This is a genomic window from Halorubrum sp. GN11_10-6_MGM (genome assembly GCF_005435165.1).
Classification (GTDB): Archaea; Halobacteriota; Halobacteria; order Halobacteriales; family Haloferacaceae; genus Halorubrum.
On sequence record NZ_SGUC01000038.1, the window covers coordinates 1 to 24,886 of the forward strand.

At 56.7% G+C, this 24,886-nt stretch carries 28 protein-coding genes and 1 pseudogene; 13 read left to right on the forward strand and 16 right to left on the reverse strand.

From position 1 onward, the window contains the following. The first annotated feature begins 50 nt into the window (after window positions 1-50). From EXE46_RS14185 to EXE46_RS14195, 3 genes are all read left to right on the forward strand, one after another. Complete coding sequence (locus EXE46_RS14185) at window positions 51-803, forward strand: DUF5821 family protein (protein ID WP_241981572.1); 753 nt, start codon at window positions 51-53, stop codon at window positions 801-803. Window positions 804-970: 167 nt separating this feature from the next. Next, window positions 971-1,252, forward strand: a complete 282-nt coding sequence (locus tag EXE46_RS14190; RefSeq protein ID WP_137689029.1) for a helix-turn-helix transcriptional regulator — start codon at window positions 971-973, stop codon at window positions 1,250-1,252. A 179-nt stretch (window positions 1,253-1,431) separates the two neighbouring features. Next, window positions 1,432-1,704, forward strand: coding sequence for a hypothetical protein (locus EXE46_RS14195; protein ID WP_137689030.1), 273 nt, complete (start codon window positions 1,432-1,434; stop codon window positions 1,702-1,704). 229 nt (window positions 1,705-1,933) lie between these two features. Here EXE46_RS14195 and EXE46_RS14200 read toward each other — a convergent pair whose 3' ends face one another. Next, the gene (locus tag EXE46_RS14200; RefSeq protein ID WP_137689031.1) at window positions 1,934-2,824 is read right to left on the reverse strand and encodes a hypothetical protein; all 891 of its coding nucleotides are present in this window, start codon (window positions 2,822-2,824) and stop codon (window positions 1,934-1,936) included. 243 nt (window positions 2,825-3,067) lie between these two features. Here EXE46_RS14200 and EXE46_RS14205 point away from each other — a divergent pair, with 243 nt between their 5' ends. Together EXE46_RS14205 and EXE46_RS14210 are read left to right on the forward strand one after the other, a co-directional pair. Next, a complete protein-coding gene (locus tag EXE46_RS14205; RefSeq protein ID WP_137689032.1) occupies window positions 3,068-3,901 on the forward strand; it encodes a ParA family protein in 834 nt (277 codons plus the stop codon). Further along, complete coding sequence (locus tag EXE46_RS14210; protein WP_241981573.1) at window positions 3,901-4,332, forward strand: DUF3067 family protein; 432 nt, start codon at window positions 3,901-3,903, stop codon at window positions 4,330-4,332. Before EXE46_RS14205 ends, EXE46_RS14210 begins: the two co-directional genes overlap by 1 nt. Before the next feature lie 223 nt (window positions 4,333-4,555). Here EXE46_RS14210 and EXE46_RS14215 read toward each other — a convergent pair whose 3' ends face one another. From EXE46_RS14215 to EXE46_RS17450, 5 genes are all read right to left on the reverse strand, one after another. Next, window positions 4,556-6,166, reverse strand: coding sequence for a hypothetical protein (locus EXE46_RS14215; RefSeq protein WP_137689033.1), 1,611 nt, complete (start codon window positions 6,164-6,166; stop codon window positions 4,556-4,558). Further along, entirely contained in the window at window positions 6,163-6,939 is a 777-nt protein-coding gene (locus EXE46_RS14220; protein WP_137689034.1) for an ABC transporter ATP-binding protein, read from the reverse strand. The genes EXE46_RS14215 and EXE46_RS14220 overlap by 4 nt, the downstream gene beginning before the upstream one ends. 346 nt (window positions 6,940-7,285) lie before the next feature. After that, window positions 7,286-7,636, reverse strand: a complete 351-nt coding sequence (locus tag EXE46_RS14225; protein WP_137689035.1) for a type II toxin-antitoxin system PemK/MazF family toxin — start codon at window positions 7,634-7,636, stop codon at window positions 7,286-7,288. Between the two features lie 9 nt (window positions 7,637-7,645). Further along, complete coding sequence (locus EXE46_RS14230) at window positions 7,646-8,098, reverse strand: PaaX domain-containing protein (protein WP_137689036.1); 453 nt, start codon at window positions 8,096-8,098, stop codon at window positions 7,646-7,648. A gap of 394 nt (window positions 8,099-8,492) precedes the next feature. Next, on the reverse strand, window positions 8,493-10,124 hold the full coding sequence (locus EXE46_RS17450; protein WP_137689037.1) for a transposase: 1,632 nt from the start codon (window positions 10,122-10,124) through the stop codon (window positions 8,493-8,495). Window positions 10,125-10,187: 63 nt separating this feature from the next. Here EXE46_RS17450 and EXE46_RS14240 point away from each other — a divergent pair, with 63 nt between their 5' ends. Then, a complete protein-coding gene (locus tag EXE46_RS14240; protein WP_137689038.1) occupies window positions 10,188-11,360 on the forward strand; it encodes an ISH3 family transposase in 1,173 nt (390 codons plus the stop codon). Window positions 11,361-11,716: 356 nt separating this feature from the next. On the opposite strand, the gene EXE46_RS14245 is transcribed toward EXE46_RS14240, so the two are convergent. Beyond that, complete coding sequence (locus tag EXE46_RS14245) at window positions 11,717-12,532, reverse strand: IS5 family transposase (protein ID WP_137689039.1); 816 nt, start codon at window positions 12,530-12,532, stop codon at window positions 11,717-11,719. A gap of 459 nt (window positions 12,533-12,991) precedes the next feature. On the opposite strand from EXE46_RS14245, the gene EXE46_RS14250 reads away from it, so the two are divergent. From EXE46_RS14250 to EXE46_RS17235, 4 genes are all read left to right on the forward strand, one after another. Next, window positions 12,992-13,294, forward strand: coding sequence for an AbrB/MazE/SpoVT family DNA-binding domain-containing protein (locus tag EXE46_RS14250; RefSeq protein ID WP_137689040.1), 303 nt, complete (start codon window positions 12,992-12,994; stop codon window positions 13,292-13,294). After that, entirely contained in the window at window positions 13,294-13,713 is a 420-nt protein-coding gene (locus EXE46_RS14255; RefSeq protein WP_137689041.1) for a PIN domain-containing protein, read from the forward strand. Before EXE46_RS14250 ends, EXE46_RS14255 begins: the two co-directional genes overlap by 1 nt. Window positions 13,714-13,826: 113 nt before the next feature. Next, on the forward strand, window positions 13,827-14,606 hold the full coding sequence (locus tag EXE46_RS14260) for a ParA family protein (protein ID WP_137689053.1): 780 nt from the start codon (window positions 13,827-13,829) through the stop codon (window positions 14,604-14,606). Beyond that, window positions 14,599-15,015 carry a hypothetical protein gene (locus EXE46_RS17235; RefSeq protein ID WP_199234183.1) on the forward strand — a complete coding sequence of 139 codons (417 nt, stop codon included), beginning with the start codon at window positions 14,599-14,601 and terminating at the stop codon, window positions 15,013-15,015. Before EXE46_RS14260 ends, EXE46_RS17235 begins: the two co-directional genes overlap by 8 nt. A gap of 109 nt (window positions 15,016-15,124) precedes the next feature. Here EXE46_RS17235 and EXE46_RS14270 read toward each other — a convergent pair whose 3' ends face one another. The 6 genes from EXE46_RS14270 to EXE46_RS14295 are packed head-to-tail and all read right to left on the reverse strand — an operon-like array spanning window position 15,125 to window position 20,109. Further along, window positions 15,125-15,859: a CBS domain-containing protein gene (locus EXE46_RS14270; RefSeq protein WP_137689042.1), complete on the reverse strand. Its 735-nt coding sequence runs from the start codon at window positions 15,857-15,859 to the stop codon at window positions 15,125-15,127. Window positions 15,860-15,884: 25 nt separating this feature from the next. Next, window positions 15,885-16,769, reverse strand: coding sequence for a transcription initiation factor IIB family protein (locus EXE46_RS14275; RefSeq protein WP_137689043.1), 885 nt, complete (start codon window positions 16,767-16,769; stop codon window positions 15,885-15,887). Window positions 16,770-16,790: 21 nt separating this feature from the next. Further along, entirely contained in the window at window positions 16,791-17,192 is a 402-nt protein-coding gene (locus tag EXE46_RS14280; RefSeq protein ID WP_137689044.1) for a hypothetical protein, read from the reverse strand. Then, the gene (locus EXE46_RS14285) at window positions 17,173-18,006 is read right to left on the reverse strand and encodes a polyprenyl synthetase (RefSeq protein WP_137689045.1); all 834 of its coding nucleotides are present in this window, start codon (window positions 18,004-18,006) and stop codon (window positions 17,173-17,175) included. The genes EXE46_RS14280 and EXE46_RS14285 overlap by 20 nt, the downstream gene beginning before the upstream one ends. 4 nt (window positions 18,007-18,010) lie before the next feature. Then, on the reverse strand, window positions 18,011-19,510 hold the full coding sequence (locus tag EXE46_RS14290) for an MATE family efflux transporter (protein ID WP_137689046.1): 1,500 nt from the start codon (window positions 19,508-19,510) through the stop codon (window positions 18,011-18,013). Then, a complete protein-coding gene (locus EXE46_RS14295) occupies window positions 19,510-20,109 on the reverse strand; it encodes a TetR/AcrR family transcriptional regulator (protein ID WP_137689047.1) in 600 nt (199 codons plus the stop codon). Before EXE46_RS14295 ends, EXE46_RS14290 begins: the two co-directional genes overlap by 1 nt. 171 nt (window positions 20,110-20,280) lie before the next feature. Here EXE46_RS14295 and EXE46_RS14300 point away from each other — a divergent pair, with 171 nt between their 5' ends. Next, complete coding sequence (locus EXE46_RS14300) at window positions 20,281-20,898, forward strand: TetR/AcrR family transcriptional regulator (protein WP_137689048.1); 618 nt, start codon at window positions 20,281-20,283, stop codon at window positions 20,896-20,898. 339 nt (window positions 20,899-21,237) lie between these two features. On the opposite strand, the gene EXE46_RS14305 is transcribed toward EXE46_RS14300, so the two are convergent. Then, window positions 21,238-22,290, reverse strand: coding sequence for a phytoene/squalene synthase family protein (locus tag EXE46_RS14305; protein ID WP_137689049.1), 1,053 nt, complete (start codon window positions 22,288-22,290; stop codon window positions 21,238-21,240). A gap of 9 nt (window positions 22,291-22,299) precedes the next feature. Then, on the reverse strand, window positions 22,300-22,548 hold the full coding sequence (locus EXE46_RS14310) for a hypothetical protein (protein ID WP_137689050.1): 249 nt from the start codon (window positions 22,546-22,548) through the stop codon (window positions 22,300-22,302). Window positions 22,549-22,703: 155 nt separating this feature from the next. Here EXE46_RS14310 and EXE46_RS14315 point away from each other — a divergent pair, with 155 nt between their 5' ends. Continuing rightward, complete coding sequence (locus EXE46_RS14315; RefSeq protein ID WP_241981576.1) at window positions 22,704-23,840, forward strand: mechanosensitive ion channel family protein; 1,137 nt, start codon at window positions 22,704-22,706, stop codon at window positions 23,838-23,840. 464 nt (window positions 23,841-24,304) lie between these two features. Next, window positions 24,305-24,553 carry a hypothetical protein gene (locus EXE46_RS14320; protein ID WP_137689051.1) on the forward strand — a complete coding sequence of 83 codons (249 nt, stop codon included), beginning with the start codon at window positions 24,305-24,307 and terminating at the stop codon, window positions 24,551-24,553. Window positions 24,554-24,789: 236 nt separating this feature from the next. Here EXE46_RS14320 and EXE46_RS14325 read toward each other — a convergent pair. After that, a pseudogene (locus EXE46_RS14325) lies at window positions 24,790-24,886 on the reverse strand (IS1595 family transposase); the annotation flags it as partial.

Sequence of the window (24,886 nt, forward strand, 5' to 3'; positions counted from 1 at the left end):
ACATCTCCGCAAAGTAACAGAAAATGGCCAAACAACATATTTTCACACAGATGATCCCCGACCGAGACGAGCCAGCACTCTATATCAATCCCCGCTCTGAACAAATCGCAGCCTTCGCAGAGGAAGCCGTAACGGTTGAGGACCAGCCCAAGATCCAGCTCCTCGCAGACTCAGCTGAAATCAAAGACGCCCTCTACAGCTTCCTCACGGCCTCGAAGATAGCCGAACTCATCCACCGGGAGCAACTCAGCCTCCGGACACTCACGGAGCCAGTCCAGAATACCATCTTCACAACCGAGTCTGAGGCTGTCGTTCCTGTGATGGACAAGCACAGTATCTCGAGCTCGGACCCCGAACTGGTCTCAACAGTCTACAGTGAGTTTGACTCCAGATTCGAAGCCGCCGAGCAGTATCACCTCCGGACACCCGCCCTCTCAGTAGTGAAAGAAACACTCCGAGAAGAGATCGGCGACGACGTCGCAGACGAGCTCAACCAAGTCCTCGCACACGCTGAAGAGATTTCCAAGAGCAACGAATACCTCAGTATCGTCGAGATTATACTCATCCTCGCAGCCCGCAACGAGACCCTCCTCTACGATATCTCGAAATGGGGAGAAGATGCGGGTATCGCTTCGAAAGCAACCTTCTCACGGGCCAAATCAGCACTCGAAGACGCTGACCTCATCGAGACTGAAAAAGTCCCAATAGATGTCGGTCGCCCACGGCTTCGACTTCTCGCAACTGACAAAATCGCTACGATAGACCTGAAAACGCTCTCTACCGAGTTCCGGTCCACGTTGTAGCATCCACTCCACGATAGCCCAGCTATCGAGACGAGAATACGGTATTTCACCGACTCAAGCGTGAGATGAAGCCCCAAAATCACTGCGTAGAGGGGTGTGAGACGGATTCTATGACACGCCGCCTCCAGATCAATAGTGTTTCAAAACTCGAATGAGCAAATTGCGACATGTACGATCTTACTGGCTTTCAGCGCGATCTGCTGTACGTAGTTGCCGGACTTGATGACCCCCACGGACTCGCGATCAAAGACGAACTCGAGGACTACTACGAAAAAGAAATTCATCATGGCCGGCTCTATCCCAATCTCGATACGCTCGTTGAGAAGGGACTCATCGAAAAAGGTCAGCGGGACCGACGGACCAACGAGTACACCACTACTCGTCGTGGCACTAGAGAGATTGAAGCTCGGACTGAATGGGAAGCCGGGTATATTGACCACGACGAGTGACTGAACTGCTGTACTCGGGACAGATCACTCCGGTAATTAATAGGGATTGTAGGCTCTGTTGAAGTCCTCTTCTTCGGACATATGCTTGCTTGAAACAGTTGGTAGACTGTTACTGCATACCGAACGGGGAGTCATCCGGGTATCCAAACCGTTTAGTTATGAAACATAATGTGGCAACTATGGAACGATTATATCTGTATCAAGCCTCCTTAGCCGTGTGGGGATTGTCGTTTCTCCTCAACGCAGGCAGTTCATTCGCTACCGGAGACGGGGGGATTGTTCCACTCCTCTTCGCGGTGAGTGGGGGTGCCTTGGTGCTTGGCTCCGGCTACGAGTCTCTCCGAACCGACCCCGCTGAGTTCACTATCTCCGCTGGTTCGCTCTTTCTTGTTATTGGCACTGCTTTTCTCATTCTGATTCTAACAGTTCTCGATGTCGCATTTCCGCTCTGACCTCCTAATACATGCTCTGTATCGAGCGATCTGTGAATCCCCTGTACTGAGCGATTGGTAGTGTTAACTATCAGCTGCTGATGGCTTCAACAGAGCCGCAATGCTTATTATTCAGACCGGGGTATCTACATGTGAGGATGCGGGAGAGGGGGTTAGCGTAACGCGCCGCCTCTCCCGGCTAGGATAGTGAGGTAGTGGCTCACGGTCCGACGACATCCGGTCTTTGTATCTAGAACTCCTCAAGTAGATACGATCGGACAGCGTCATCCGCAATTTGTTCCACATGGTCTCGGTATGGGTCTCTATTTATTGGTGATGGGTTTCTAGGAATGCCCTTTCCCAGAATCCAGGCGAGTACACGGGAACGACCACCTTCTTCGCGAATTGGTCGCACTGAGTCGAGTCGGTAGGGGACCTCTGCTTGGGGGGCTGGATCTACCCATGACGGGTCGAACTCAAGAACTTGAGACGGGAGGTCAGATTGACTGCTTTCCAGCTGGTGGGCAATGTGGCCAGCGATGTAGTCCGCAGTATTCGTCGCGGGATATGTTCGATCAGCATTCTCCATGAATGTCAGCAAGACCGGGCAGATAGACTGCTGGAAACTAGTGTCGAATGCTGAGGGCACCTGCACCTTCAGTTGCTCGAAGTAGTTACTGTGAGAATCTTCGCTACCATCATGAAGGAAGGCTGTCCGGCCACATCCATGCGCGATATCTCCGGTCTGCAATGGATTGGTAATCGATTTTTTCGCAGCGGTAACCGCACATGTTGCGAGTTCAGCAGCCCGATGCGGACCTTCCCAAAAGATAGCGCTCCAAGAAACCGGGAGAGATCGAAGATCCTCAATAAGTCCTTGAACCCGTGTAGCACGCTCTTGTGGGGAGACACCGCCGTAACGGAGCAGTGACGATGACTTGTGCTCAAACGGGTAGAGGTCATGATCAATCAGAGCCCGAAGAAGAGAGATATCGTTCTCTCGGGCGGTACGAACAGCGACCACGACAGTGTATCGTGTTCCATCAACCGTGGTAACTGATTCGTCGAGACCGATGAGGTTTGGAGCGCGCTGCTGCTCACCATTACGAACCAATCTGATGTCACGCAGCGGCGCACTCATCAGTAGATATGATCTAAAGAACAGCCTATACCACTTGCTATTGAGATAGCGAATGTGGGAGTGGCAATTCACTACTCATAGCAAAAGTAGTCATACTAATCAGTTAGTCTGAACAGTTGTACTAAGTAGTTATACTATTTCCTCATATAGTTGTACTAGCTAGTACAACTAGTTAGTACAACTAGTTAGACCAGATGGTTTGTCTGACGTGTCTTTATTATCAGACAGTCCAACTAATATAACATGCTCACGTACACGACGTACTCAGAGGCTGGGGGCGTCGGGAAGACGACGCTCGCGTCGAATCTCGCAGATGCCCACGCCCAGCACGGTCACGATGTCCTCGCGATCGATCTTGACCCACAGAACGGCTCTCTCACGTACCTCCTCGGCGTCGATGCCCCACGTGAAGACGGCGACGCCGACAACATCGCCCGACATCTTATCGACCGGCCGAAGGGTGACTTCCATGAGCTCGTCGAGGAGACAGCATACGGATTCGACCTCGTACCAAGCCACAACATGCTGGAGAATCTCGGCGATCTCCTCGGCCGGGCAGAGTCGATGGCGGAGGACCTCGGCGAGGAGTTCGACCGCTGGGACCGACTCCGAGAGGTGCTACTCGACGCCGACGTCCCCGACGAGTACGACACAATTGTCGTCGATCCACCAGCGACCGCGGGCCCGCACCTCTACAACGCGATCGCCGCGACGCGCTCGCTTGTGATCCCACTAGAGCCGACTGGGAAGGGTATGCAGTCGATCGAGGGGCTTCGCGACGTCGTCCAGGGCTTTGAGGACACAGTCGGTGTGACGGTCGGCGTCCTTGCGGTCGTTCCGAACGGCGTCGGTCGGACCGCGGACCAGCAACGCTACCTCGAAAGGATCCGCGAACTCGGCTACGATGCGCCGGTCGCGATCGGTGAGCGGGCGTCACTGTTTGAGGGGTGTTGGGACGCCCAGCGGACGGCGTTCTCGTACGTCGATGAGGTCCGCGACCGAAAGCGCGATCACGAGATGGAGACGCTTGAGCAGCTCCACACGCTAGCGCGACATCTCGAGGAGGTGAGCGCCTGATGCCGAACGGGATGAAGTCCGGTGCCGGCGATGACCCGTTCGCAGACGATGACGATCAGGAGGACAACGTTGACAAAGACTCTGCGAATCCGGCTCTTGAGCCCCACCACGAGGACCTCCACGAGGAAACCGGAGAGCCAGATTCGACGACAGCGATGCCGGGCGTCCCAGATCATCCCGGTGATGTCGAGGCGACGCTGCCGTGGATCCACCGTCGCGATGGAGTGAAAGACGATCGGGACCACAAGACGATCCACTACACAGAACACACGGTAAAGCGGGAACGTCGGGAGCTCCGGCCTGCGCTTGAAGAACGACTTGGTGACGATGTCGAACTCACTGACGCCCGAGAGGCGGCGTATCTCGTCGGAATGGAACATCTAGACGAAGTCGCCAATGTCCTTCGAGAGTGGGGCTACGACATCGAGTGACCGGTATCAGTACGGCCCGTGCTATCCCTCTAGAGGGATATCACCAAGCGCGCCCCAATTGGGGACGCCGAACAGTTCACAGATCAACAAAGCAGATGTCACGGGGCTTGACCCCGAGGCTGTTGACCTCGCAGGGCTCACAAGGTGGAATGTCCCACCGGTGTGTCATCAATCGGCTTGACAGCAAGTGTGCTCGGCGGACAGCCCATCTGAAACGGCGTGGTCACGCCAGGGTATAGCGTCGGTACCGCCGGAGCGCATAGCGGTAGGAACCATACGAAACGCCGCCCGTCAACAGTAGATACGTACCGAAGAGCACGCCGAATACAGGCGTCAACACGACGTTTCCGGTGACTGCGAACCACGTCACGAACAGCCCAAGAACCGTTCCACCCCCCACGACGAACAGGTACACCATCATGACGAGCGTCGACGGGACGACCGTTTCCGTCCCCCAGAACTCGCGCTCCTCGTAGATTGGGTACGCCGAGCCGATGCCGACCGCAAACATTGACGCAGCGAGACACATTACAACTCCGACGGCGGCGGTCGCCATCGCCTCAAGCACCGTTATCCCGAAAAAGATCGAGACGAACGAGCTGAGAACAGCGATCGGCACTCCAACCGCAACACCGGCGAGGAGCCTTCCACGGACGAGAGCCGCGGATGATGTCTCGGTGAGAAGGAGGAACGGTAGTTGCGGCCGATCGTCACCAAGCGGGTTCAACCCAAAGGTTGCGCCTGAGAGGTATGTTGCGAGAACGACGCCGCCTCCAGTGATGAGGGGTCCGAGGGCGTCGCCCGAAAACTCGAGAAACATCGTCCCAAAGGGTGCGATAAAAAAGACGGCAATCAAGAGATGACTCAACTCCGCCGGATCACGGCGACCGCGCACGAGAATCCCCCACGCGATACGACTGGGTTTAGTCCATGCGAACGGCTGTGGAGCAGAGAATCCGCCACTCGATCGCCGCACCTGCGTCGGCTCGTTGTTACCGACTGAATCGGTAAACCAGAGCGTAGAGACCTGCTTGGTCGAGACGGCGAGACCGACCGGCGTGAGAGCGATTAACGCCGCGAGCACCGCCACCGCCCCTATCGAGGTCGGTCTGGAGACTGGTGTTCCGACGAACGCGAGTGCAACGTATTCCACGAGGGGATCGAACGCTACTGTCGACAACAGCCGTTGTATTGAGAGGTCGGATTCAACGATGAACTGCCCGGCGAACTGCGACGCGACGACGAGTCCGACCATCGCGAGGATACCGACCCCTTTCAGGAGACGGCGAAGGTTGGGGAGTTTCCGCAGGAGTCGCAGCACAGCAATTCCCCCGGCGTACCCCCAGACGGCGGCACAGCAAACGAGCGGCAGCGTGATCGCCCCGCCCAAAGCAACGAGCAGCGGCGAGCCCATTCCGAGTGCGAATGTGACGACCACTGCCCCGATCGGGATCCCGAACCACAGGGAAAGCCGTCCCACCTCCGCTGTGATGAGCCCGATAACGACCGCTCGCGGGTGAACCGCCAGCAGGACGAAATCCGCACCGTCGATGTGTCCGAGTCGTTCGAGGGTCCGAAACACCGATACCGACAGGAGACCGAGAGGAACGAGCGTCGCAGCGGGCGCAAAGAACGGGACTGCCGCCACGGAGCGCGCGGTTTGCCCGAGCACATACGCCGTTGGCAGCGCGAACAGGAGTGCGCCGCCGAAGAACAGCGCCGTGAGCAGGAGTCCAAGGACTCGACGAGGGTTTCCGAGGTACCCACGGAGGCTTCGGACGAACTCCGCTCGCCCAATTCGGAGCCCGTGGCGAACGTCCTGTCGGACGCTCATTCTCTCCGAGAGGCCGCGTCCGTTTCGGGTTCGCTCGTGACGGCGAGGAACGCGTCTTCGAGGGATCCACTCTCGCCAGTCTCCGCACGGGCCTGTACTTCGGCGGGCGTCCCCTCGGTGACGAGTCTTCCGTCAAACAACACCCCGACTTCGTCAGCGACGGCTTCGACCACCGGAAGAATGTGTGTTGAGAGGAACACCGTGGTCCCTGCGTCGGCAAACGCGATGATCGATTCCCGGATAGTGCGCGCCGCTCGGGGGTCAAGCCCCGATGTCGGTTCGTCTAAATACAGGACATCCGGTTCGTGCAGGACGCTCTGTATGAACGCAGTCTTCTGTTTCATTCCCTTCGAGTACCCGTCGATCCGCCTATCCGCGTCACCGGCTAACCCGAATTGGTCGAGGTACTCGCCGATGCGCTCTCGGGCAACGGACCGCGAAATGTCGCGAAGGTCGGCGACGTATTCGAGTTGTTCGCGGGCGCTGAACTCGTCGTACAACGGCGGCGTCTCAGGGAGATAGCCGACCCGACCGGCGATCGCACGCCGGTCGCTCGGGTCGACGCCACAGACGCGTACCGATCCGCTGTCCGGATCGCTGAGACCGGTAAGGAGCCGCATCGTCGTCGTCTTCCCCGCACCATTCGGGCCGAGAAAGCCGTAGACGGTCCCGTGCGGTATGTCGAGCGTGAGACTGTCGAGGGCGACTTCTGAGCTGTAGGTCTTCCGGAGATCGGTCGCCAGAATGGCGGATTCGTCGTGGGTGGAGGGCATACGTAACGGATGTCATTTCCCGAACCGATCCTCTATGCGTTTCGGAATCATCTTCCGGTCACACGTGTGAGGTGATACCGCATGGGTAGATAACGACGCGAGTAGATGGCGTGATCGCTCCGTCGGGCCCTGTTAACTTGCGAACGACACAAAAGGTTCACGAGTACTCCTAAGATGCTAGGGGCAACAAATTACTGTGCTGCGTTCCGTCAGATCCGAGCTCGTCGTGAAACTGCTCGAAGTGCGCTCTCAGATAATTCCACCATACTGGCCGAGCCTACACCTGCGAAGCGTAGTGTGAAACACCAAAGAGCTCTCTCAGCTAGTCTAAAGCCAATTTCGTGTTCTACGGCCGAATCATATCGTCGACAGCGTCTGCGATGAGGTCCATACCTTCGTCGGTGAGCCGTCCCCGTGGAAGAGTATCGTCTATACTGGAGAGTGAGACCGTGTAAATCGCCCACGGGAGGACGTACGTAGTCTTCTTGAGGTGGGCATTGTTGATAACATCGTTCGGGAGAACAGGCGTTGAGTGCTTGTACCGCTCGTCGGCCTTCGTGCCGAGACAAACAACAGTTGCTTCCTCTTCCAAGTAGGGCCGGTCGGCATCTGAGATAACAACGACAGGCCGTGGGTTCGTATGAGCTCCCGTCGGGTCGACCGCAAAGACGAGACTGCCCTGAAAATACCATGTCATATCGAGTCGCTACGCCTGTTCGGAGTCGTCGACGCTCTCAATCCAGTCTTCGGGTACAGGTTCTTCGTCGGCACCGCTGTGCTGTCTGGTCTCGGAGTGTGCGTCGCTCGTGGGGTGGTCGTCCGTTTGTTCGATATCGTCAGGAGTGAAGTCATCGTCGTAGCGTTCGGTAAGAGCCTGAACTTGAACGAGGCCGCGGGCGAATCGCCGGAGGTCATCACGGCCCTCAAGGGCGTGGTAGTAGCCGTCAGCGGTCTTGCCGATGTCGCCGTCGTTGAGAAGACGGGTGAGCGTGCCCGTGATACTTCCCTTTGGGATGTCATCAAGCCGGTTGTGGATCTCAGAGGGGGTGAACCCATAGTTGGGATTCGTATAGAGGACGCGGATGATAGCAGCCTTGTTCGTACGCGGGTTGATATGGACGTCGTCGGATGGGTCGTGAGTTCGAAGGTCGACAGGCATGGTGGAATCCTCTTTGTAGTTGACTGTAGGCGATTGTAGGCGATAACTGTTTGGGAAGGTGAGGCGCTGAGAATCGACACGCTGTAACGGCATCCTCCGAAGCGCCTGTTGGCAATCAGGTCAAGCGCGAGACGCACCATCTGTCGTCTGGTTGGTGGTTTGTAGAAATCCAAACGCCGAATCTGTGTTGGAGCAACGCTGCGGGGAAGTTGAGACTACACCGGGTTCAGCGGGGCTGTAATGCGTGGTATCGCCCGAATTGATGAGCGGAATCTGCGTCAGATCGGTTTCTGAACGGCCGCTCTTGTTCCACAGGCAACTATTCCAGCGGATTTCCGAGACTCTGGATAGTGTTGCCACTCAGACGCTGCGCTCTCACGGAGAGAGACCCTTGCTATCCGATACCTGTCTCCTTCTTCAGCAGCGTCAGTGTGTTATCGGCCGTCACGACCGGCGCGTGCTTGTACTCCCCGGTCAGTTCGACCTGCATAAGCAGATCGACCGCTCGCCAAATCGAGTAGAGCAGACACGCAAACGCGAAGTAGAAGAACCGCAACCCGAAATCCTTCGAAGTCGTCGCCGCCATGAACCGCTTTATCGATTTGTAGCCGCTCTCGATTTCCCACCGGTAGCTGTACTCCGTGAGGTGTTCACTCCCTCGATTCGTCATGAACACCGAGTACTGTCGGTGGTCGTCATGCTCAGAATCGTCTTTCCGGCGGTAGATCAGCGTCGTCTCGTGCCACTCGTTCTTCCCGAGATGGAGTTTGCGGTCGGTCTCGTACCGGTCTTGATTGCGCTGAAGCAACCGCTTCGCCTGGGCTTTCTCGCTAGTCTGCATCCGCTTCGGCACGACGTAGGAGAGCCCACGCTGGCTGATCATCTCCAGGACGTGCTGGCTATCGAACTCCCGATCCATCAGCACGTTATCGACATGGACTAGCCCTTCAGCCGAGTCCAGCAAGTCCTCGACAATCTCTTTGCGTGACTCACCTCGTCGAACTGGGCGGGCATCAAGGACGAGCGGGACAGCGTTGCCGACCAGCTGGACTGTCGCCCACTGGTAGGCGTACTCGTCGTTCTTCTCCTTCGTCCCGATAATCTCGTCCTCGTGTCCCGTGCGGTCGCCTGTGAAGGGATCGTCCTCAGTGATGTCGATGGCGACAATACCCGCCCGGAAGAACTCCCCTGTCTCCGCGAGCTCGTTGATGAGCTGTCGGACCGCCTGTCGGTACATCTCGCGAATCTGCTCGATCGGGAGGTCACGAATCTGGTCGCGATGACCGTGTCCGAGTGGTGTTCGATCACGCGTCGACTCGTGGATGAAGCTACGAGCGCCTTCGTTGGCGGCCAAGTTCTCGCGGAGCCCGAGATAGGTCTGTAAGCCCCAGTAGGCGTTCTCGGGAATCTCACAACCCTCGCCACGATTGAGCGAGAACGCGGAGACTACGACGCGGCTGACGTGCTTGGTAATCGTCCCTGCCTTGTCGAGGATGGCTTGGTCGTTTGGGTCCGATTCAGTAGCGTCGTCGCCTCGATCCGGGAGGTTTCGGTCTGGTTCGCGTGGCACAGCGATATCCGCGTTTTCCGCTTTGATGAGGATTGTGCGAGCCGCTGTCCGAACCGTTTCCCGGAGATCTCGCGTGAAGCGTTTGTTCCAGGTCCGCCAGAGCGTCGATTGATCGGGAACCGTTCCCAACTCTAGACGTTCGCAGAGTGTGGTCCGGCTCTCAAGGTACTCCAGGAGTTCTGTTTCGTGCTCCCACCCGTGGAGTTCTTTCAGCACGAACATGCGAAAGAGGGTATCCATCTCGTAGCGTGTCGAGTTTTCGTAGCAATCGTGGGCCTCGAAGCGAAAGTAGGCCAGCGGAAGTTCGCAGACGAACTCTTCAATCGAGTCGTGGTCCGGGTGCGTAAACCAGACACTCGAGACGACTCGAACGTCCGATTCTAATCCGCCAAGCGAGGTACGATCGTATAGCGGCGTCGAGTTATATTTGGGCCACTCAATGTCGGTAGTTCCCATCAGGTAAGCGGATAGTCACAACTGATAGGATTAGATTCTCAGGAAGCATCTGGATGGGTGTGTATGAGATTTCTCTACCACCCAGACACTGTCCTTACAGCCTCAGACCTCGAAAGCTTAGCGGTTAGTCTTCTATTGGAGCTTCCTCTCCCCGGAGTCGAAGCCGCAGTCTTCGACTCCGGGATCATCTGGGAAACGGTTACCCAAGCAGCCGTCGATCAGAAGTCGATCAAAGCTGTTACCGACACCACTCGGAGGACGTACTCCGACGACTACACGCTTACACAGCTTCACACCGTTCCACCGGACGAGTTGGAAGCCGTCGTCAACGACCTCTTGGTTCAGCAGGCGGCGATGATCCTCGGCCCCAGCCCGAGGATCATCTGCCTCGACTTCGTCGATATCCACTACCACGGCTGTCCACACGCCGAAGCTGGCGAACTCTGTCACACGAAACCACGCGATGGCACTGGGAGGTGCCATCGCTACCTCGCTGGATTCGTCCTCTGTCGGGCCAAGCCACTCGTCGTCGCGGTCACACCTGTCCGGGGCGACGAACCCAAGTGCGACGCGGTCGAGCGACTGCTCGACCACGTCGCGGCCCTCCCGTTCGAGATCGCTGGCCTCCTCGCTGACCGTGGATTCTACAACGGTACGTCGATCGAGCGACTGGGTGCCGAGGCACCAGTCGCTCTCCCGATCATCCGCCGGGGGAAACGGATGGCCGAGAAACTGGACACGACAGTCTCCTACTGGACGGAGTACGTGATGTACGAGGGAAGCGAGCGGGAACTGCGCTTCCCGCTCGCGGTCTGTGTCTCCTATCAGCAGGGGAACCGAGGCAAGCACGGCTTGCTCGTCCGGGCGTACGTGGCGTGCGATCTGGCTGATCGCACGCCGAAGGAAGTCGAAGCTCTCTACCAGAAACGCTCGGCGATCGAGACAGCCTTCCGGACGATGCGGGAAGCGCGTGCGCGGACAAGTACGACTGATCCAGCGGTGCGGTTGTTGTTCATCCTCGTGAGCTTCCTGTTGCGGAATCTGTGGGTGATCGTTCGGTGGGGCGTGCTCGCCACGCCGTGCCGCGGCGGGCGAGCACTGCCCGTCTGGTTCCGTTTCGAGGTGTTCCGAGAGTGGATTGATCATGCGCTTGACGAGGCGTTGCGCCGGAAGTGGGAAGCATCAACTAACGGTGTCGGCATCCCGGCGACCTACAGCGAGCTGGACGCGGGCTGAGGCCGCCCGCGTCCAGCGGCAGCCCTGTACGTGAGCGACAGCTTCGGTTCTCGTCTGGACTGACGGCGCTCTCACTGGCGTGAGAACGCCGTCTTTGTTCGACTCGATGAATCGGTCGCTCTGATCTCGTTCATTTCCCTCCAGAAATAGGATCAGCAATCAAGAACGATGGGAACTACCGATTATCCGTAGTCTCACGCCGTTAGAAGCGCGTACGTGGAGTCAGAAGATGCAATAGCTGTCACCCACGGCGGTTGCCGAAGGGTCACAACTATCGTACATTGTTCCGTTGGTCCGGTGACGACGGCGATACCTCTCCCGGATACGTCCGGAGAAGGGGAGCAGGCGGCGAGCCTCTAACTCGCCGCCTGCGTTAGGTTATGGATGATGCACTTCCGAGTCAGCTCCCGGAACTGGCCGTGCCAGATCCGGGAGCGCAGCTTCTCGCCGTCGTCTTCCTTCAACTGCGAGAAGCCCGTTTCACTCATCCACCGCTGGTTGTAGTCTTCGTTCATCCGGGCGTTGTGGGCCTTCTGCAACGGTGTCTGTTCCCTGTGCTTGATCAACGGTCGCGTCGAGTTGGAGCGACACTCCTCACGAAGCTCTCCCCACGAGTAGTTTGCGTCAGCGGACAACACACGCAGGTCTTCCGCCGGAACGCGGAAGACCTGCATCCCGATGTGACCGTCCCAGGCCTTCTGCGTCGTGAAATGAACGTCTTTGATCGCCAGCGAGTTCACGTCGATCAATATCGTCGTCTTCATCGACTGGAACGAGTAGTTCGCGCGGTCGCGGTAGTGGTAGCTCGTTTGATCGCGTTGAAACCCGCTTGCGTCAATTGCAGCTTCACCACTCCAGCCCGCCTGCTCCGCCGAAGTGCGGAGCAGGCAGCGGAGTTCACGCATCCGGTACTCGTTTTCCCACCGACAAAACGAACTGTAGTGCGGTGCTTCGTGAAGATCAAACACGGCGAGGACGCCGGACATCTCGTTGAGGTAGTCTTCGGTCTCACGGAGACTCTTTTCGAGTTCGACGCGGTACAGGATCAACGCAATCTGTACCCACTCGGCGTACCCGTCCGCGCCATCCGGCGCGGCGGGTACGTCCGGATCGTCAACGTGCTGTTTGGCAAGGTTTCGACACATCCGCGCTAGCCGTCTGAGCGATACCATATCGCCAGACGGCGTCCAATCCCCGGTTAATCTGACGGAAGAACGCCGTGACAGCGTCTGAAACTATCGTTACTCGGCGGCAAAACAAGGCATCACTACTTCGACCAACAATCTGCTTCCTATGAGCGCTCAATCTTACTCCGTTTCTTTCCTTCAGTGAGAGCCTAGCGCTCCTTTCGCTTTGCGTAGTACTGTTGGCATTGAGGCGAATCGTCGATTGATACGCACCTTTCAGTGACCAGTTGTTTCAGACAAGAACCTATCTGAAGAAGAGGATTTCAACAGAGCCACTACGACGGATGATCGAGCCGCTGCGTTCGAGGACTGTTTGACTCTAGTATTTCACGTCCCTCAAAAGCTGAACCACACTTCGAACTCGACCAAACACCCGACAGAGAAGCACCACCTGTTTGTCAATGAGAAGAAAATTTGATTATGATCGAGATCTAATTATGAACTATGAGTAAGACAGAACAGTCAAATAACTCTGAAAAAGAGATTGTCGCTGTCACTAAGCACGGCCAGGCGACCATCCCGAAACGGTTCCGTGAGAAGCTCGGAATCGAAGCACCTGGGAAGGTGTTGTTCCGGGAAACCGAAGATGGGGAGGTGATCGTTGAACAGGTCCGCTCACCGAGGGAGATGCGCGGCTTTGCCGCCCGTAGCGAAGCGAGTACGGACAAGCCTGCGTCCGAGATCCTCAAAGAGAAACGCGACCAGGACCGGAAAGAACGCGACTCGCAGTTCTCAACTGAAGAGTAATGTCGGTTCCTGACCGCGTTGTCTTCGACGCCGAGCCACTGATAGCACACGCCGACGATGAACCAGGCAGCGAGGTTGTAGAAGAGTATCTCGACGCGGTCGCAGTCGAAGACACCGTCGGCTACGCCAGCTACGTGAATCTCGCTGAGATCCGGTATACAATCGCCCGGAAGTACGACCGCGACACAGCCGACGAGTATCTCGACTGGCTGACCGATCTCGGTATCAAAACGGTGGATGTCGGCGATACTTGGACGGACGCCTCGGAGTATACGCTCAGGTATAATCCTGCGCTCGGCGACTCGTTCGCACTGGCAACAGCTGAACACGTCGACGCGACGCTCTTAGTTGGCGGTGACGACGATTATGACGATGTCTCCGATATCCCGATCGAACGGTTCCGCGACGGTTCCGCGTAGGTACCCGTTCGAAGGTCTGAACTATCTGTGATCCACAACCAACATTCTATGAGCGTCTGACGTACTCTTAAGACTCTCCGATATCTTTGCTCTCTTTGAGGACAAAGACACGTATGAGACTCGGAGTTACCAACCAGAAAGGCGGTGCTGGGAAGACGACCACGACGCTGAACGTCGCCGGTGCACTGAACCAGCGCGGCCACGACGTTCTCGTCATCGATCTCGACCCGCAAGGGCACGCCACTGAGGGGCTCGGCTTCGAGGATCTGTACGACGATCCCGACCGTGACTCGCTGTTTGATGTCCTGCCTGATCTCGACCGGATGGGCGACCTTGAGCAGCTGGTCGTCGAGCATCAGGAGGTCGACGTCGTCCCCAGCCACGAGCGGATGATCAACGCCGAGGACGAGCTCGCGAACGTGATGAAGCGCGAGGAACGCCTCAACATGCTCTTTGACGAGAGCGACGCCGACCAGCGCTGGGACTACATCCTCGTCGACTGTCCCCCAAACCTCGGTGTGCTCACCGACAACGCGATCGTCGCGACTGGGAACGTCTTGATCCCCGCGCAGGCGAAGTCGACGAGCATCCGCGCAATCGAGCTCCTGTTCAAGCAGCTCCGGAGTATCGAGTCTGCGTTCGGCGACGTGGACGAGGTTGGACTCGTTGCGAATGAGGTCGGCGTCGACGGCGAGGCCGAGGAGATGATGGAGTGGTTCAAAGACGTCTTTGAGGACAGAGAGAATTGTGAGGTCTTTGAGATCAGAAAACGTGTCGCTCTACAGCGTGCGTGGAACGCCGGCGTCTCCATCTTCGAGCACGATGAGGACAGCGACATGGAAGAGGTGTACCTCGACGTCGCCCGCCACTTGGAGGAGTACCCCAATGCCTGACGGCAACGAGAAGCGGGACCGGAACCCCTGGGACGATCGATACGACCACGAGGACGAAGACGCCGGCCACGAGGACGACTCGTTGAGCTCGGAAACGGTAGAGACATCAGAAGAATCGAATACGTCAAAGACCTCAAAGAGCAAAAAAATATCAAAGATGTCTAAGAGTTCAACGACGACAGAGAGCGAGGAGAGCAGCGGGACTGTTCGGGAGCGGAAGAACGTGAACATGTACCTCCCCGAGACGCTTGTCGATGATCTCCAGCTCCGTTACTCGGAGCTAAATGTCGAGTGGCGACGCCGCCACGGCGAGGACATGCCGAAGAACGAGGAGTTCTACCCGGCAGCGGTCCGAGCCGCGCTAGGAGAGTCGTCGATCGAGGAAGAGCTGGGCCTCGATGAGCAATAGCTGCACAATAGTTGAGACTATGGATCTCAATGCATGGAGTCCAAGCAAATTGGACTATTTGCTATCAAGCCGTATGATACTCAGGACAGCCAGTGCACGAAGTCAGAAGTTACACTGAGGAGAAGTACGACTGACCGAAGCGAAGCAGGTCTCGGTCGAATTCGTCTGGGTCGTCGACTCGAAAGTGGAAGAGCTGATTTCGCATATCTCCGATTTCAAGTACTAACTCGCGAATCACGTCTTGTTGGTCGTCGAAGAGTGATTCAAACTCCTCCCAGTGAATGGAGATGAATTGGGCGTAGTGTGCGTAACTGCAGTGTTCAATCGACGCCGGCGTTGGCAGTGGGTGTTCCTCGTCGAACGTTTCGCCCAACTGCTCCGACAGCGAATCCCCGAACACACGTGTGAAAACATCACGCAACTGCATTTCGATCGACTCGATCAACAGAAACGGCTCGAGCATCTGTTTCAGTCGCGTCAAGAGATCGTAGTCGGTCAGAATCCGCCACTCGTCTTCTCGGTCGACTATGATGTACGTGTACTCCGCGAGTGCATCGAATACGGCGAGCAGATTCTCGTCCTCGCTGATGGTGTGTGCATCTTCGACGGCCGCTCCGACCGAGATCTTATCGAGCGTTTTGTGTCCGACCTCCAGCCGCTGGAATGCAAGGAGGGTCCGGACCACGGACCTGTAGGTGACAATTCCGACGAGCTCGCCGTCACGTTCGACACCGATCTGGGTGTAGCTGTTCTCGAACATCTGCCGGAGTGCCGATTCGAGCCCGAGGTCGTATTCGACGGTCTGGAGGGTATTCTCGATAGGTAGATCGGCGATTGTGTACATGTATGATCGGAACGTTGGTCCGTAGCTAACTATGCGTTTTCGTCCGTATCCAAATGACTGCTCTATCTCTACTATCTAGGCCGGTATCAGCAGTTCCAACATGCTCGATGAAATCTCGATAGCGGGCACGAATGGTCGACTTACTCACCCCGGTTATATCTGCGAGTTCTGCCACGTTGGAATCGACATGATATCTGTTCACTGCGTACAACCACGCTCCAGCGAGAACACCCATATGACGCTTTCCCGTTGCCCACTGTGTAGTCCGTGCGTCGGAGAGTAGGTCGTCAACCAGCCATGTGGCTTCGGGCGGTGATGCCGGATATTGAAGTTCGAATAGGTGGCTTCCGGTTGCTTCGAGTAAGTCGTCACGTCTCTCTCGGAGGGAGGCTGTAGATACGCCGAATTGTTCGGCGATGTCGGCTTGGGAGAGGTCGGGTTCGGCAGCTGAACTGACGAAGTAGAGCACAGCTGCTGCATACGAATACGGGGAGACGCCACTGGTGACTTTGGCTTCGACACCCAGTTGTGCTATCTGTTGTGCGCGAGCTTGGATGTCGGCGGAGAGCGAAAGGTCCTCGCACGCCTCTTCGAGGATCACAGTTGGATCGTCATTCGGGATTCCGAGATCCAATGCGTCTGAGACCCGTTGCATTTCATTGAGGATCTCTGATTTGGTAGCAGCAGAGGTGTCAGCAATTCTGGTCACGCGAATCGGAATCTCTTGTAAGCGGCACGCTATGAGGTAGCATGCTGCGGCAGTACGGGCTGGGAATCGGATCTGCAGTTCTCGTGCCGTGAGTTCTGTAACCAGAAGTTCACCGTACTGTAGAATGTTCGCTTCCAAATCGAATGCCTGTTGGATTGACGCCAATTTTTCGAGGACAGCGTCTTCAGATTCTGTGGCCATCTTCTGTATCTAATCAGTTCCCTATGTGTTCTGGAGCGAATCAAGGATCGCTCGGATTCGATATCTGAGTGTGCCGTATCGATATCGACCGACTATCGCTTCTACTGTTTCGGCGTCAAGTTCGTCAAGAGTCCGAGCCTCAGCGCGGAATAACCGCTGGAGGGGGCGCAGCAATTCCTCTGTCGTCTCCATCGCCTCCCCTTCAGACATACCAGCAATCATTGACCGTTCTTCTCCGTCATCAATGACGACCGTAATTGTATAGATGGCGTCGTACTCAGTACTACTCTGCCCCACGACCCGTACAGACTGGGCGGTAGAGGCAGGGCCCTCGAACTGAAACTCGAACATCGTCTCCTCGTATCTTCCCTTTGCAGTGTGAACCTGCCAAGCGTCCGGGACGTTAATCGAGTGCGTCGTCATTAGTGGCTGAGCTCTGTTGGTCGTGTCTCGTTACAGTTCCCTCGGCGAACGCTTGTAGAGGCGTTACGTCGACAGTCTCTGACAGGGTGTTGAGAGCCTGGGCAGCGTCATCTCGCCGCTGTTCTGCATACCGACGAAATTGTGACTCATCGAACGTGGGTGGGACAACCATCGCCTCGGTTGGATCCGTATCGAGCACGTAGTTGATCTGTCGGGCGGTACTGAGCCCGCGACCGAGTCGTTCGCAGTGTCGGCGAACCGGTTCGTCGACACCAGCCAGCGTCGCTCCAAGGGCGGCCGCACCTTCACCGAGACTCCCCGCAGTGTCATCGAGAAATTTCGCCTGGTCGTGGCCTGTGGATCCGGCCGCGGTGTAGGTGCGCGCAAATGCCTCCGTGATAGTTTCGAGAGCTGTCGTCAGTATCTCGAAACAGTCGCCCGACGAGGAATCGGGTCCTGAATGGAGTGACGAGAATGCCGCCGTATACAGATAATCACCGCCCAGTAGTGCTGCTGTCGGATCCAGGGTAATAGAATGCGCGTGTTTATCAGTGAGGGTGAGGAGTAGCCGGTTTCGGAGACGAACGTATCCCCGGAGTAATTCGACCGCGGCGGCGTAAGGCAGGACAGCCTCTCGGTCCTGGTGATCTGACAATGAGTCGTATACGGTCACCACCACCTGTCCGTACCACCTGTCGGGGCTATCGTCCAGTACATCCTGGACGAGTGGGAGATTGGCCTCGTCCGGGGTGCTGAGCACCTGCTCAAAGTGGCGCTCGATCTGTGAGCGGTGGACAGGCTCTATGTCACTCATCGGTTCAGTCATCACCTGCTGCTGTCTCGACACTGGCCTCGTCGAGGTCCACTTTGGATTCGGTCAAGTCACTCTCCCGCCATGTGCCGCGCCGGTACCATGCGTAGGCGATGATCGCTCCAACGACGTTCGAGATCGCGAACGACAGCCAGATCCCGCGTTCACCGAGCGGTCCAGAGGCGGTCCATGCAATTGGGAACCGGATGATCCCGAGCATCAGAACGGAGATCGCCGCCGCGGTGAGCGTTTTGCCGGCACCGCGGAAGCTGCCCGTATAGGCTCGCATTATCCCGATGAACCCGAAGGTCAACGCGACGTAGCGAAGGAATTGCGCGGCGATGTCAACGACCTCGGGGTCAGTCGTGAACACGTCAGCGATGGGTGCTGCGACGAAGAAGACAACGACTCCCGCGACCGTGAGGACGGTGAAGAGCACTTTCGACGCCAGCCCCGCCGCTTTTTCGACACGGCCCGGCTTGTCCGCACCCATGTTTTGGCCGGTCATTGTCTCTACCCCCCGAGCAACCGCGATGGCGGGGAGAAAAATAACCGAGAAAACCCGCGTGCCGATACCGTAAGCCGCGACGACCGCATCCGGGAAGAACGCGACAATGAACAGCAAGAGGTTCATCGATAGCGCTCGCCCCATCCCCTCAATCGAAGCAGGTAACCCGATCCGGACGAGGCGTCGTAGATAGGAGAGGTTCGGAACCATATCACGGATGTGGATCTGGACGCCGCGTGTCCCGCGGAACATGACTGCAAGGCCGACGACCAGCGCGAGTCCGCGGGAAAAGACAGTTGCAAGTGCCGCACCGGTAATACCGGAACCCGTGTAGCCGGTTACGGCGAATAGCGTGGATTCGAGACTACCAAGTCCGAACATCCCGAAAACGGGGTTGTTCTCAAACCCGAAGATTAGGAATGGGTCGATGACGATATTCAGGACGACCGACCCGAACATCACCAGCATCGGGGTGATGGTATCGCCGTACCCTCGCATTAGCGCGATGAACACCGCGAAACCGAACATAAACAGCAGCCCCAGTGAGATGACCTCCATGTAACTCGTCGCTAGCGGCAGGACATCCTGTGACGCACCCATTACTGCGAGGAAGTCTTCGATGGCGAAGTATCCGATGACGCCGAGGATCACCGACGCGATGACTGCGAAGGTCACGGTTTGAGACGCCGCGTACTCGGCTTCCCGCTCCTCGTCGGCGCCCGTGAACTGGGCGACGAGGACGCTTCCTGCGACTGAAATACCCATTCCCAGTGAGATGAGCAGAAACACCATCGGGAACGCAAAACTGATCGCTGCTAGTGCATCCGTACTGTACTGGCCCAGCCAGAACGTGTCCGCCAGATTGTACGCGGTCTGGAAGAGGTTTGTGACCACGATCGGCATCGAGAGAAAAAATAGTGGCTTCGCGATTCCGCCCGATGTGAGGTCGAACTCTTCTGGACCCTTGAAGAGCGAACTGATGCGGCTGAGAATGCCCATTACTGTGCGACCTCCGGTTGTTCGTCGGCGAGTAGATGTCGCTTGATATATCTGGTCATCGTATCGTAGAGTTGGTCAGAGGAGTGGTTGATGGCGACGTGGCGAGTGTGTGCGCCGGTGATCGTCGTTGCGAGGTATTCTGCGTCGCGGGCTGGCTCAATGTCGTCGTCGAACTCGCCGTCGTCCACGCCAGCCGCGAGGATTTCTCGCAACCGTTCGATCAGGAACTCGTCGAAGTCGGTGAGGCGTTCCTGTAGAATCGAATTGTACGGGGCCTGTGCCTTCAGTTCGAGCATCGCGGTTCGGAATTCTCTCAGCGGCGGCTCAGCGCCGGTAGTCAGTAATACCTGTAGGAGCCCGGTAAGCTGTTCGTAGGGCGTGTCTCCCTCGGGAGAGTCCACTCGGTCGGTGAATCGGTCGTACAGGTCGTCGAGGAAGGCGACGAACAACTGGTCTTTGGAATCGTAGTGGTAGTGGATGGACGACTTGCTCGTGGCTGCTTCGGCAGCGATATCCTGGAGTGTAAGATTCGCGTAGCCATGCTCGCAGAGGGCACGGTACGTTGCATCCAGGATCTCGATGGCTGGGTCGTCTGCCATGTAGTCGATATCTCACTTACTAACCGATTAGTCAAAAACCTTCGGAAGTGTAAAACTCAACCGGAGACCATCGAGACTTCCGTCCAACCAACCGCTACGGGAGGATATCGCGACACCGGTTCTGATGAGTGTGTCAAAACTGTTATTGGGAGCAGGATGAATATTCTACTAATGGCCGACCCGCCAGATCGGACTTCGTCAGATCCTGACGAGGAGATTATGCGTGCGACCTATCGCGCGCTTCGCGACCACGGATACGCAGATCTCACGATCAAACGTATTGCCGAGGAGTACGGGAAATCGACCGCCGCCGTTCATTACCACTACGACACAAAAGATGACCTCCTTGTCGCGTTTCTGGACTATGTCCTTGACCAATTCGGCGAGACGATACATGAGGTTCAGACAACAGCTCCCGAACAGCGATTGGAACTTCTACTCGACAAGCTGCTCGTGGCTCCGGAGGACCACCACGACTTGTTGATCGCAATGCTGGAGATGCGGAGTCAAGCGCCGTACAAGGAAGCGTTCGCCGACCGATTCCAGCAGAACGACGAGTACGTCCGATACCTGCTCAGGACTGTGATTGATCACGGCATCAGTGAAGACACATTCACTGACGTTGACTCCGAACACGTAGCACGAGCACTCATGACCATCGTCGACGGGGGGCGCACTCGAGCAGTCGTTCTGGACGAGACTGAAACGCTCGCAACGGCCAGACGAACCGCGGACGAATACGTGAACGCCGTCCTCAGAGCGGACACAGGTGGAAGCGGGGATACATAGAACGGAGAGCCAGCTAGATACAGGAGTCGAAGGTATATTCTGGTCCTTGAATTCAAGCAGAGGCCAGAATAGCATTAGAATATCGTTCACCGCCATTGTGCGTTACCCAGCAATCAGTATCGCATTGAGTATGCGGTAGACGGGAATTGGAACGGGAACGTAATCTCCTACCAAACGTACCTCTGACTTCTCGGTCGATGATTCGTTGATCTGTGTTTCCGAAATCGCGGTGTGACGGCGCACACAGTTAGCTATCTAAATATTTTTACAATGATGTACGGACGGTTCTGTCCACTCAGATCCACGAATACTTCCACCGATCCAAGAATAGGAGTATCGTTAGTCGAGGGCTTGGTGGTACGGTTTGTGCGCGATAGTTTCGCGGAGCTCAGCAATCGCGTTACGATCAGCGGTACTAGCCGCCTCCATTACGGCTAACACTTCCTGCCGCGTTATTTTCACACCAGACTCGGTGAGCGCGTCCTCAGGACGTGACTTGAGTTCTCTGATGGTTCCCACACTCAGCAAATACGGAATGGACCACGCGGCAATCGTATTACCGTGCGTGAGTGGCATCGCCTCAATATACGCTTGGGCGTCATCGAGGAACGTCCTCGCGTGGGAGGCTGTCCGTTCGACAACCTTTGCAGCTGGTTCTCGATTGTCGGTGCGGAGGATAGATTCTTGATCGATCCCTTCGTCAGCGAGCCACTCGGCCGGGAGATAGACGTTGTTTTCTTCTGTGTAATCGTCGTACACGTCCTTCGAAACGTTCACCATCTGTAGGAGGAGTCCAAACTCGTCCGCTGTGTCGTACAGCCGTCGAGCGCGTTTCTGAGAGACGTTCTCCCGGGTAAGGAGATTCGTGATAAGCCTGCCGACAGTACCAGCAGCGTAGTAACAATATTGTTCGAGCTCGGAGCGATCGTTGATACGGAGCCCACCAGTGTCTGCGTACCGCTCAACGAACATCGTCATTCCGTCAACCATCTCCCGGACCAGCGGAACGACGGCCGTCTGTACGGATTCCGGCTGGTTAGTGAATGTCGCCCAAATTGTCGGTGACTGAGCGACGACGGACCAGTCGGCGCTGCGGTCGACTGACGGTGGCAACCAACCGTCGACCGCTGCCCGGAACTCGTTCATCGTTCCGTTGCTGGCGGGATCGAGCGCAGCGTCGAACGTTCGTAGGAGCTTTACTTGCGATTCAGGTGAGATATGACCGGCGTCTTCGATGGTATCGGCGACGCGACATAGCAGATACCCCAGGCAGATGTGCGACGACATCGGCTCTTCCAGTACGTCAACGGTCAAGGCGAAGGTGCGCGAGACGTCCTGTACCGCTTCGTGACACCAGGCGATATCTGGTTCAGTAGATGGAGCAGTCATCATTTCGGGAGCTTATACTGTAGTGAGGAAATAGACCCAGAACAGAAACCCAAATCCGCCGAGCCCGGCCATCAGGATAGACAGTACTGTTTTCTCTTGGGTATCGTATAACTTGTACCCGCAATACACGGCGAGGAGGCCAAACAAGGGGATAAACACGAGCGAGAGTATCGCCGCGATCAAGCCAACGACGACATAGAGACGGCCCTCTTCGTTCCACGCCTGTACCGTATTTTTCAACGAATTCTGTGACTCACTCATGGATGCTGAATACCTGGCCTGCACATACTTACTAACTAATTAGTCAGGTGTACTTAAAACTCTCGGACACCTCCTCCGAATACCGTGCAAATCCACGATACTACCCAGTCTATACCCCGTATATTATCATAGGAGACGTGCCAACGCTTGTGTCTATGCTCTCGTTCTTCCTCGTCCCGCTTCAATCTAGCACGGGGTTCACCGAAACTGTGGCAGTCGTCGCTGCAGCAGTCATCGTCGGCGCTGTGATCTGGTACCTCGGGAAGCGCCTGAAGACCCGACTTCGAACGGAGAATGCCGAGGTAGTCCGGGCAGGACTCCTCTTAGTGGTGGCAAGCGTCGCCGCCGTCGTCTTGATGCTCCGATGGAACGCGGCTGGGACCGCACTCTCGGTCGTTGGTGTGCTTGAATTCGGTATCGAGGCTGGTGTCCGCCTCCTACTTTCGATACTCCTGTTCGTCGCCGCATACACCGTCACCCGTATCCTGAAGCGGTTCCTCCTCGGCAGTGGCAGCTCGAAACACCGCGTCACGTCCGACCACCAGCGTCGGGTCAGCTACTACATCACTCAAGTCGTGATCTACGTTTTCGCCGTATTCGGAACGTTCTCACTGTGGGGTGTCCAGCTAAGCGATCTTCTGCTGGGAGCCGGCGTCCTTGGTATCGTGCTGGGATTTGCGGCCCAGGAGACGCTCGGATCGATTCTCGCAGGGTTTATTCTCATGCTCTCGCGCCCGTTCGCCATCGGGGACTGGGTCCGAATCGGCGATCACGAGGGATTCATCACCGAGATCACCATCAACAACGTCCGACTCCGTAATCTCGACGGCGAACACGTCGTGCTCCCGAACGAAGCCGTGAACAATCGAACGATCATCAATCGCAGTATCGAAGGAAAACTCCGGCTCCGGGTCGAAGTCGGAATCGATTACAGCGTTGATCCCGACCATGCCGAAGCTGTGGCTCTGGAGGCGCTCACGGAACTCGAGGAGATCATGAGTCAGCCCGCCCCGCAGGTACTCCCAGTTCGGTTCGACGATTCGGCCGTGATACTCGAACTGCGATTCTGGGTCGACAAACCGACTCCACAACGGAAATGGCGAGCCACCCAAGTAGTCATCCACGATGTCAAGGCCGCGTTCCGACGGGAGGGAATCAAAATCCCGTTCCCGCAACGTGAACTCACCGGACGGAACGAAACCGGAGGGTTCCACGTCGTCGACGGCAAGTCGAGACGTTCCTCTGAGACGGGTGTAGGGCCTCAGATGTCGTCATCAGACCGAGCCGAATAGCAGTCCACAGATTTAACGACGATTGCTCTCGTCAGGGTTCTCGATTCGGAAATAGGTGTCTCGGCTCTGCCAATCACCGATCTTTGGCATCAACTCCCGAATCAAGCCTACTAATCGTCGACCTACGTTTTGATTTCGCCCCAATGACCCGAGTGAATCTGTGGTTCACAGGTCGTTTCGACGAAACGAGACATAGCTAGCGGTCACTGGAATGACGGCCCACGCTGCGAGTGCCAGGACTGCAACTGGCGGAGCGATGAACGTGGCCGACGACCCCTGCAACGACAGCGGGGACAGTTCGGATGTCGAGCGCCTGACTGAGCAGGTACGAAAACAACGTGTCCGATCCGATGAAGGTCAGGAACGTCACCCACGATTCCGATTTACGGGTCGGCGTTGGGCGCCCTCGAAAGAGGATGATTTCCGTGAGGTTGATCACCGGGTTCCAGACGAGGATTAGCCCGATGTACCTCCCGAACGCGGCGGCGATAACCCGATGTGAGGTCGAGAGAGAAATCGAGAATGCTGCCGAGAGCCAGAAGAACACTGTTCCGTACGTGGTTGATACAATGATGAACCCGGCATATCAGGACATCTCGAACGCTGGGAAGGTGAGTGCCATCCCGACGCCAGTGACAAGGGGTGCCGCAGCGATTACGGCGGCAAACAGTACTGGCCTTCCAGCGAACTTGCCAGCGATTAGGTCCGCCTAGGAGCGGCATCGAGAGACAGCACAACCCGTCCTGACTCTCGTTCCCCAATGACGGCCTCGTACTCAAGCACGAGCCTTGCGAGCGAGGTGGGCAATCCAGCACCAGCCCGGAGGAGACCGAGAGACTTGTTGAACTCGGGATTTCCAACTGTTACGAATTATCACATTCCGCTTTGCTGTAACAGCATGACCGCAGCGAGTGCGGTAAACGCTCTTGTGGCGGAGATTGTTGGTGAGTCATAGCGCAGTTTCGAGGATGGTTTTGAGCGCTTCTTTCCCCGGTTTTCGGAACACTTCACGACGGAGCTGAAACGCTCGGAGATATGGTGTGAGT

What these genes read in the sequence shown, in the direction of transcription:
- EXE46_RS14185 (WP_241981572.1), top strand. Translation starts at nt 51, where the DNA reads ATGATCCCCGACCGAGACGAGCCAGCACTCTATATCAATCCCCGCTCT.
- EXE46_RS14190 (WP_137689029.1), top strand. Translation starts at nt 971, where the DNA reads ATGTACGATCTTACTGGCTTTCAGCGCGATCTGCTGTACGTAGTTGCC.
- EXE46_RS14195 (WP_137689030.1), top strand. Translation starts at nt 1,432, where the DNA reads ATGGAACGATTATATCTGTATCAAGCCTCCTTAGCCGTGTGGGGATTG.
- EXE46_RS14200 (WP_137689031.1), bottom strand. Translation starts at nt 2,824, where the DNA reads ATGAGTGCGCCGCTGCGTGACATCAGATTGGTTCGTAATGGTGAGCAG.
- EXE46_RS14205 (WP_137689032.1), top strand. Translation starts at nt 3,068, where the DNA reads ATGCTCACGTACACGACGTACTCAGAGGCTGGGGGCGTCGGGAAGACG.
- EXE46_RS14210 (WP_241981573.1), top strand. Translation starts at nt 3,901, where the DNA reads ATGCCGAACGGGATGAAGTCCGGTGCCGGCGATGACCCGTTCGCAGAC.
- EXE46_RS14215 (WP_137689033.1), bottom strand. Translation starts at nt 6,166, where the DNA reads ATGAGCGTCCGACAGGACGTTCGCCACGGGCTCCGAATTGGGCGAGCG.
- EXE46_RS14220 (WP_137689034.1), bottom strand. Translation starts at nt 6,939, where the DNA reads ATGCCCTCCACCCACGACGAATCCGCCATTCTGGCGACCGATCTCCGG.
- EXE46_RS14225 (WP_137689035.1), bottom strand. Translation starts at nt 7,636, where the DNA reads ATGACATGGTATTTTCAGGGCAGTCTCGTCTTTGCGGTCGACCCGACG.
- EXE46_RS14230 (WP_137689036.1), bottom strand. Translation starts at nt 8,098, where the DNA reads ATGCCTGTCGACCTTCGAACTCACGACCCATCCGACGACGTCCATATC.
- EXE46_RS17450 (WP_137689037.1), bottom strand. Translation starts at nt 10,124, where the DNA reads ATGGGAACTACCGACATTGAGTGGCCCAAATATAACTCGACGCCGCTA.
- EXE46_RS14240 (WP_137689038.1), top strand. Translation starts at nt 10,188, where the DNA reads ATGAGATTTCTCTACCACCCAGACACTGTCCTTACAGCCTCAGACCTC.
- EXE46_RS14245 (WP_137689039.1), bottom strand. Translation starts at nt 12,532, where the DNA reads ATGGTATCGCTCAGACGGCTAGCGCGGATGTGTCGAAACCTTGCCAAA.
- EXE46_RS14250 (WP_137689040.1), top strand. Translation starts at nt 12,992, where the DNA reads ATGAGTAAGACAGAACAGTCAAATAACTCTGAAAAAGAGATTGTCGCT.
- EXE46_RS14255 (WP_137689041.1), top strand. Translation starts at nt 13,294, where the DNA reads ATGTCGGTTCCTGACCGCGTTGTCTTCGACGCCGAGCCACTGATAGCA.
- EXE46_RS14260 (WP_137689053.1), top strand. Translation starts at nt 13,827, where the DNA reads ATGAGACTCGGAGTTACCAACCAGAAAGGCGGTGCTGGGAAGACGACC.
- EXE46_RS17235 (WP_199234183.1), top strand. Translation starts at nt 14,599, where the DNA reads ATGCCTGACGGCAACGAGAAGCGGGACCGGAACCCCTGGGACGATCGA.
- EXE46_RS14270 (WP_137689042.1), bottom strand. Translation starts at nt 15,859, where the DNA reads ATGTACACAATCGCCGATCTACCTATCGAGAATACCCTCCAGACCGTC.
- EXE46_RS14275 (WP_137689043.1), bottom strand. Translation starts at nt 16,769, where the DNA reads ATGGCCACAGAATCTGAAGACGCTGTCCTCGAAAAATTGGCGTCAATC.
- EXE46_RS14280 (WP_137689044.1), bottom strand. Translation starts at nt 17,192, where the DNA reads ATGACGACGCACTCGATTAACGTCCCGGACGCTTGGCAGGTTCACACT.
- EXE46_RS14285 (WP_137689045.1), bottom strand. Translation starts at nt 18,006, where the DNA reads ATGAGTGACATAGAGCCTGTCCACCGCTCACAGATCGAGCGCCACTTT.
- EXE46_RS14290 (WP_137689046.1), bottom strand. Translation starts at nt 19,510, where the DNA reads ATGGGCATTCTCAGCCGCATCAGTTCGCTCTTCAAGGGTCCAGAAGAG.
- EXE46_RS14295 (WP_137689047.1), bottom strand. Translation starts at nt 20,109, where the DNA reads ATGGCAGACGACCCAGCCATCGAGATCCTGGATGCAACGTACCGTGCC.
- EXE46_RS14300 (WP_137689048.1), top strand. Translation starts at nt 20,281, where the DNA reads ATGGCCGACCCGCCAGATCGGACTTCGTCAGATCCTGACGAGGAGATT.
- EXE46_RS14305 (WP_137689049.1), bottom strand. Translation starts at nt 22,290, where the DNA reads ATGATGACTGCTCCATCTACTGAACCAGATATCGCCTGGTGTCACGAA.
- EXE46_RS14310 (WP_137689050.1), bottom strand. Translation starts at nt 22,548, where the DNA reads ATGAGTGAGTCACAGAATTCGTTGAAAAATACGGTACAGGCGTGGAAC.
- EXE46_RS14315 (WP_241981576.1), top strand. Translation starts at nt 22,704, where the DNA reads ATGCTCTCGTTCTTCCTCGTCCCGCTTCAATCTAGCACGGGGTTCACC.
- EXE46_RS14320 (WP_137689051.1), top strand. Translation starts at nt 24,305, where the DNA reads ATGTACCTCCCGAACGCGGCGGCGATAACCCGATGTGAGGTCGAGAGA.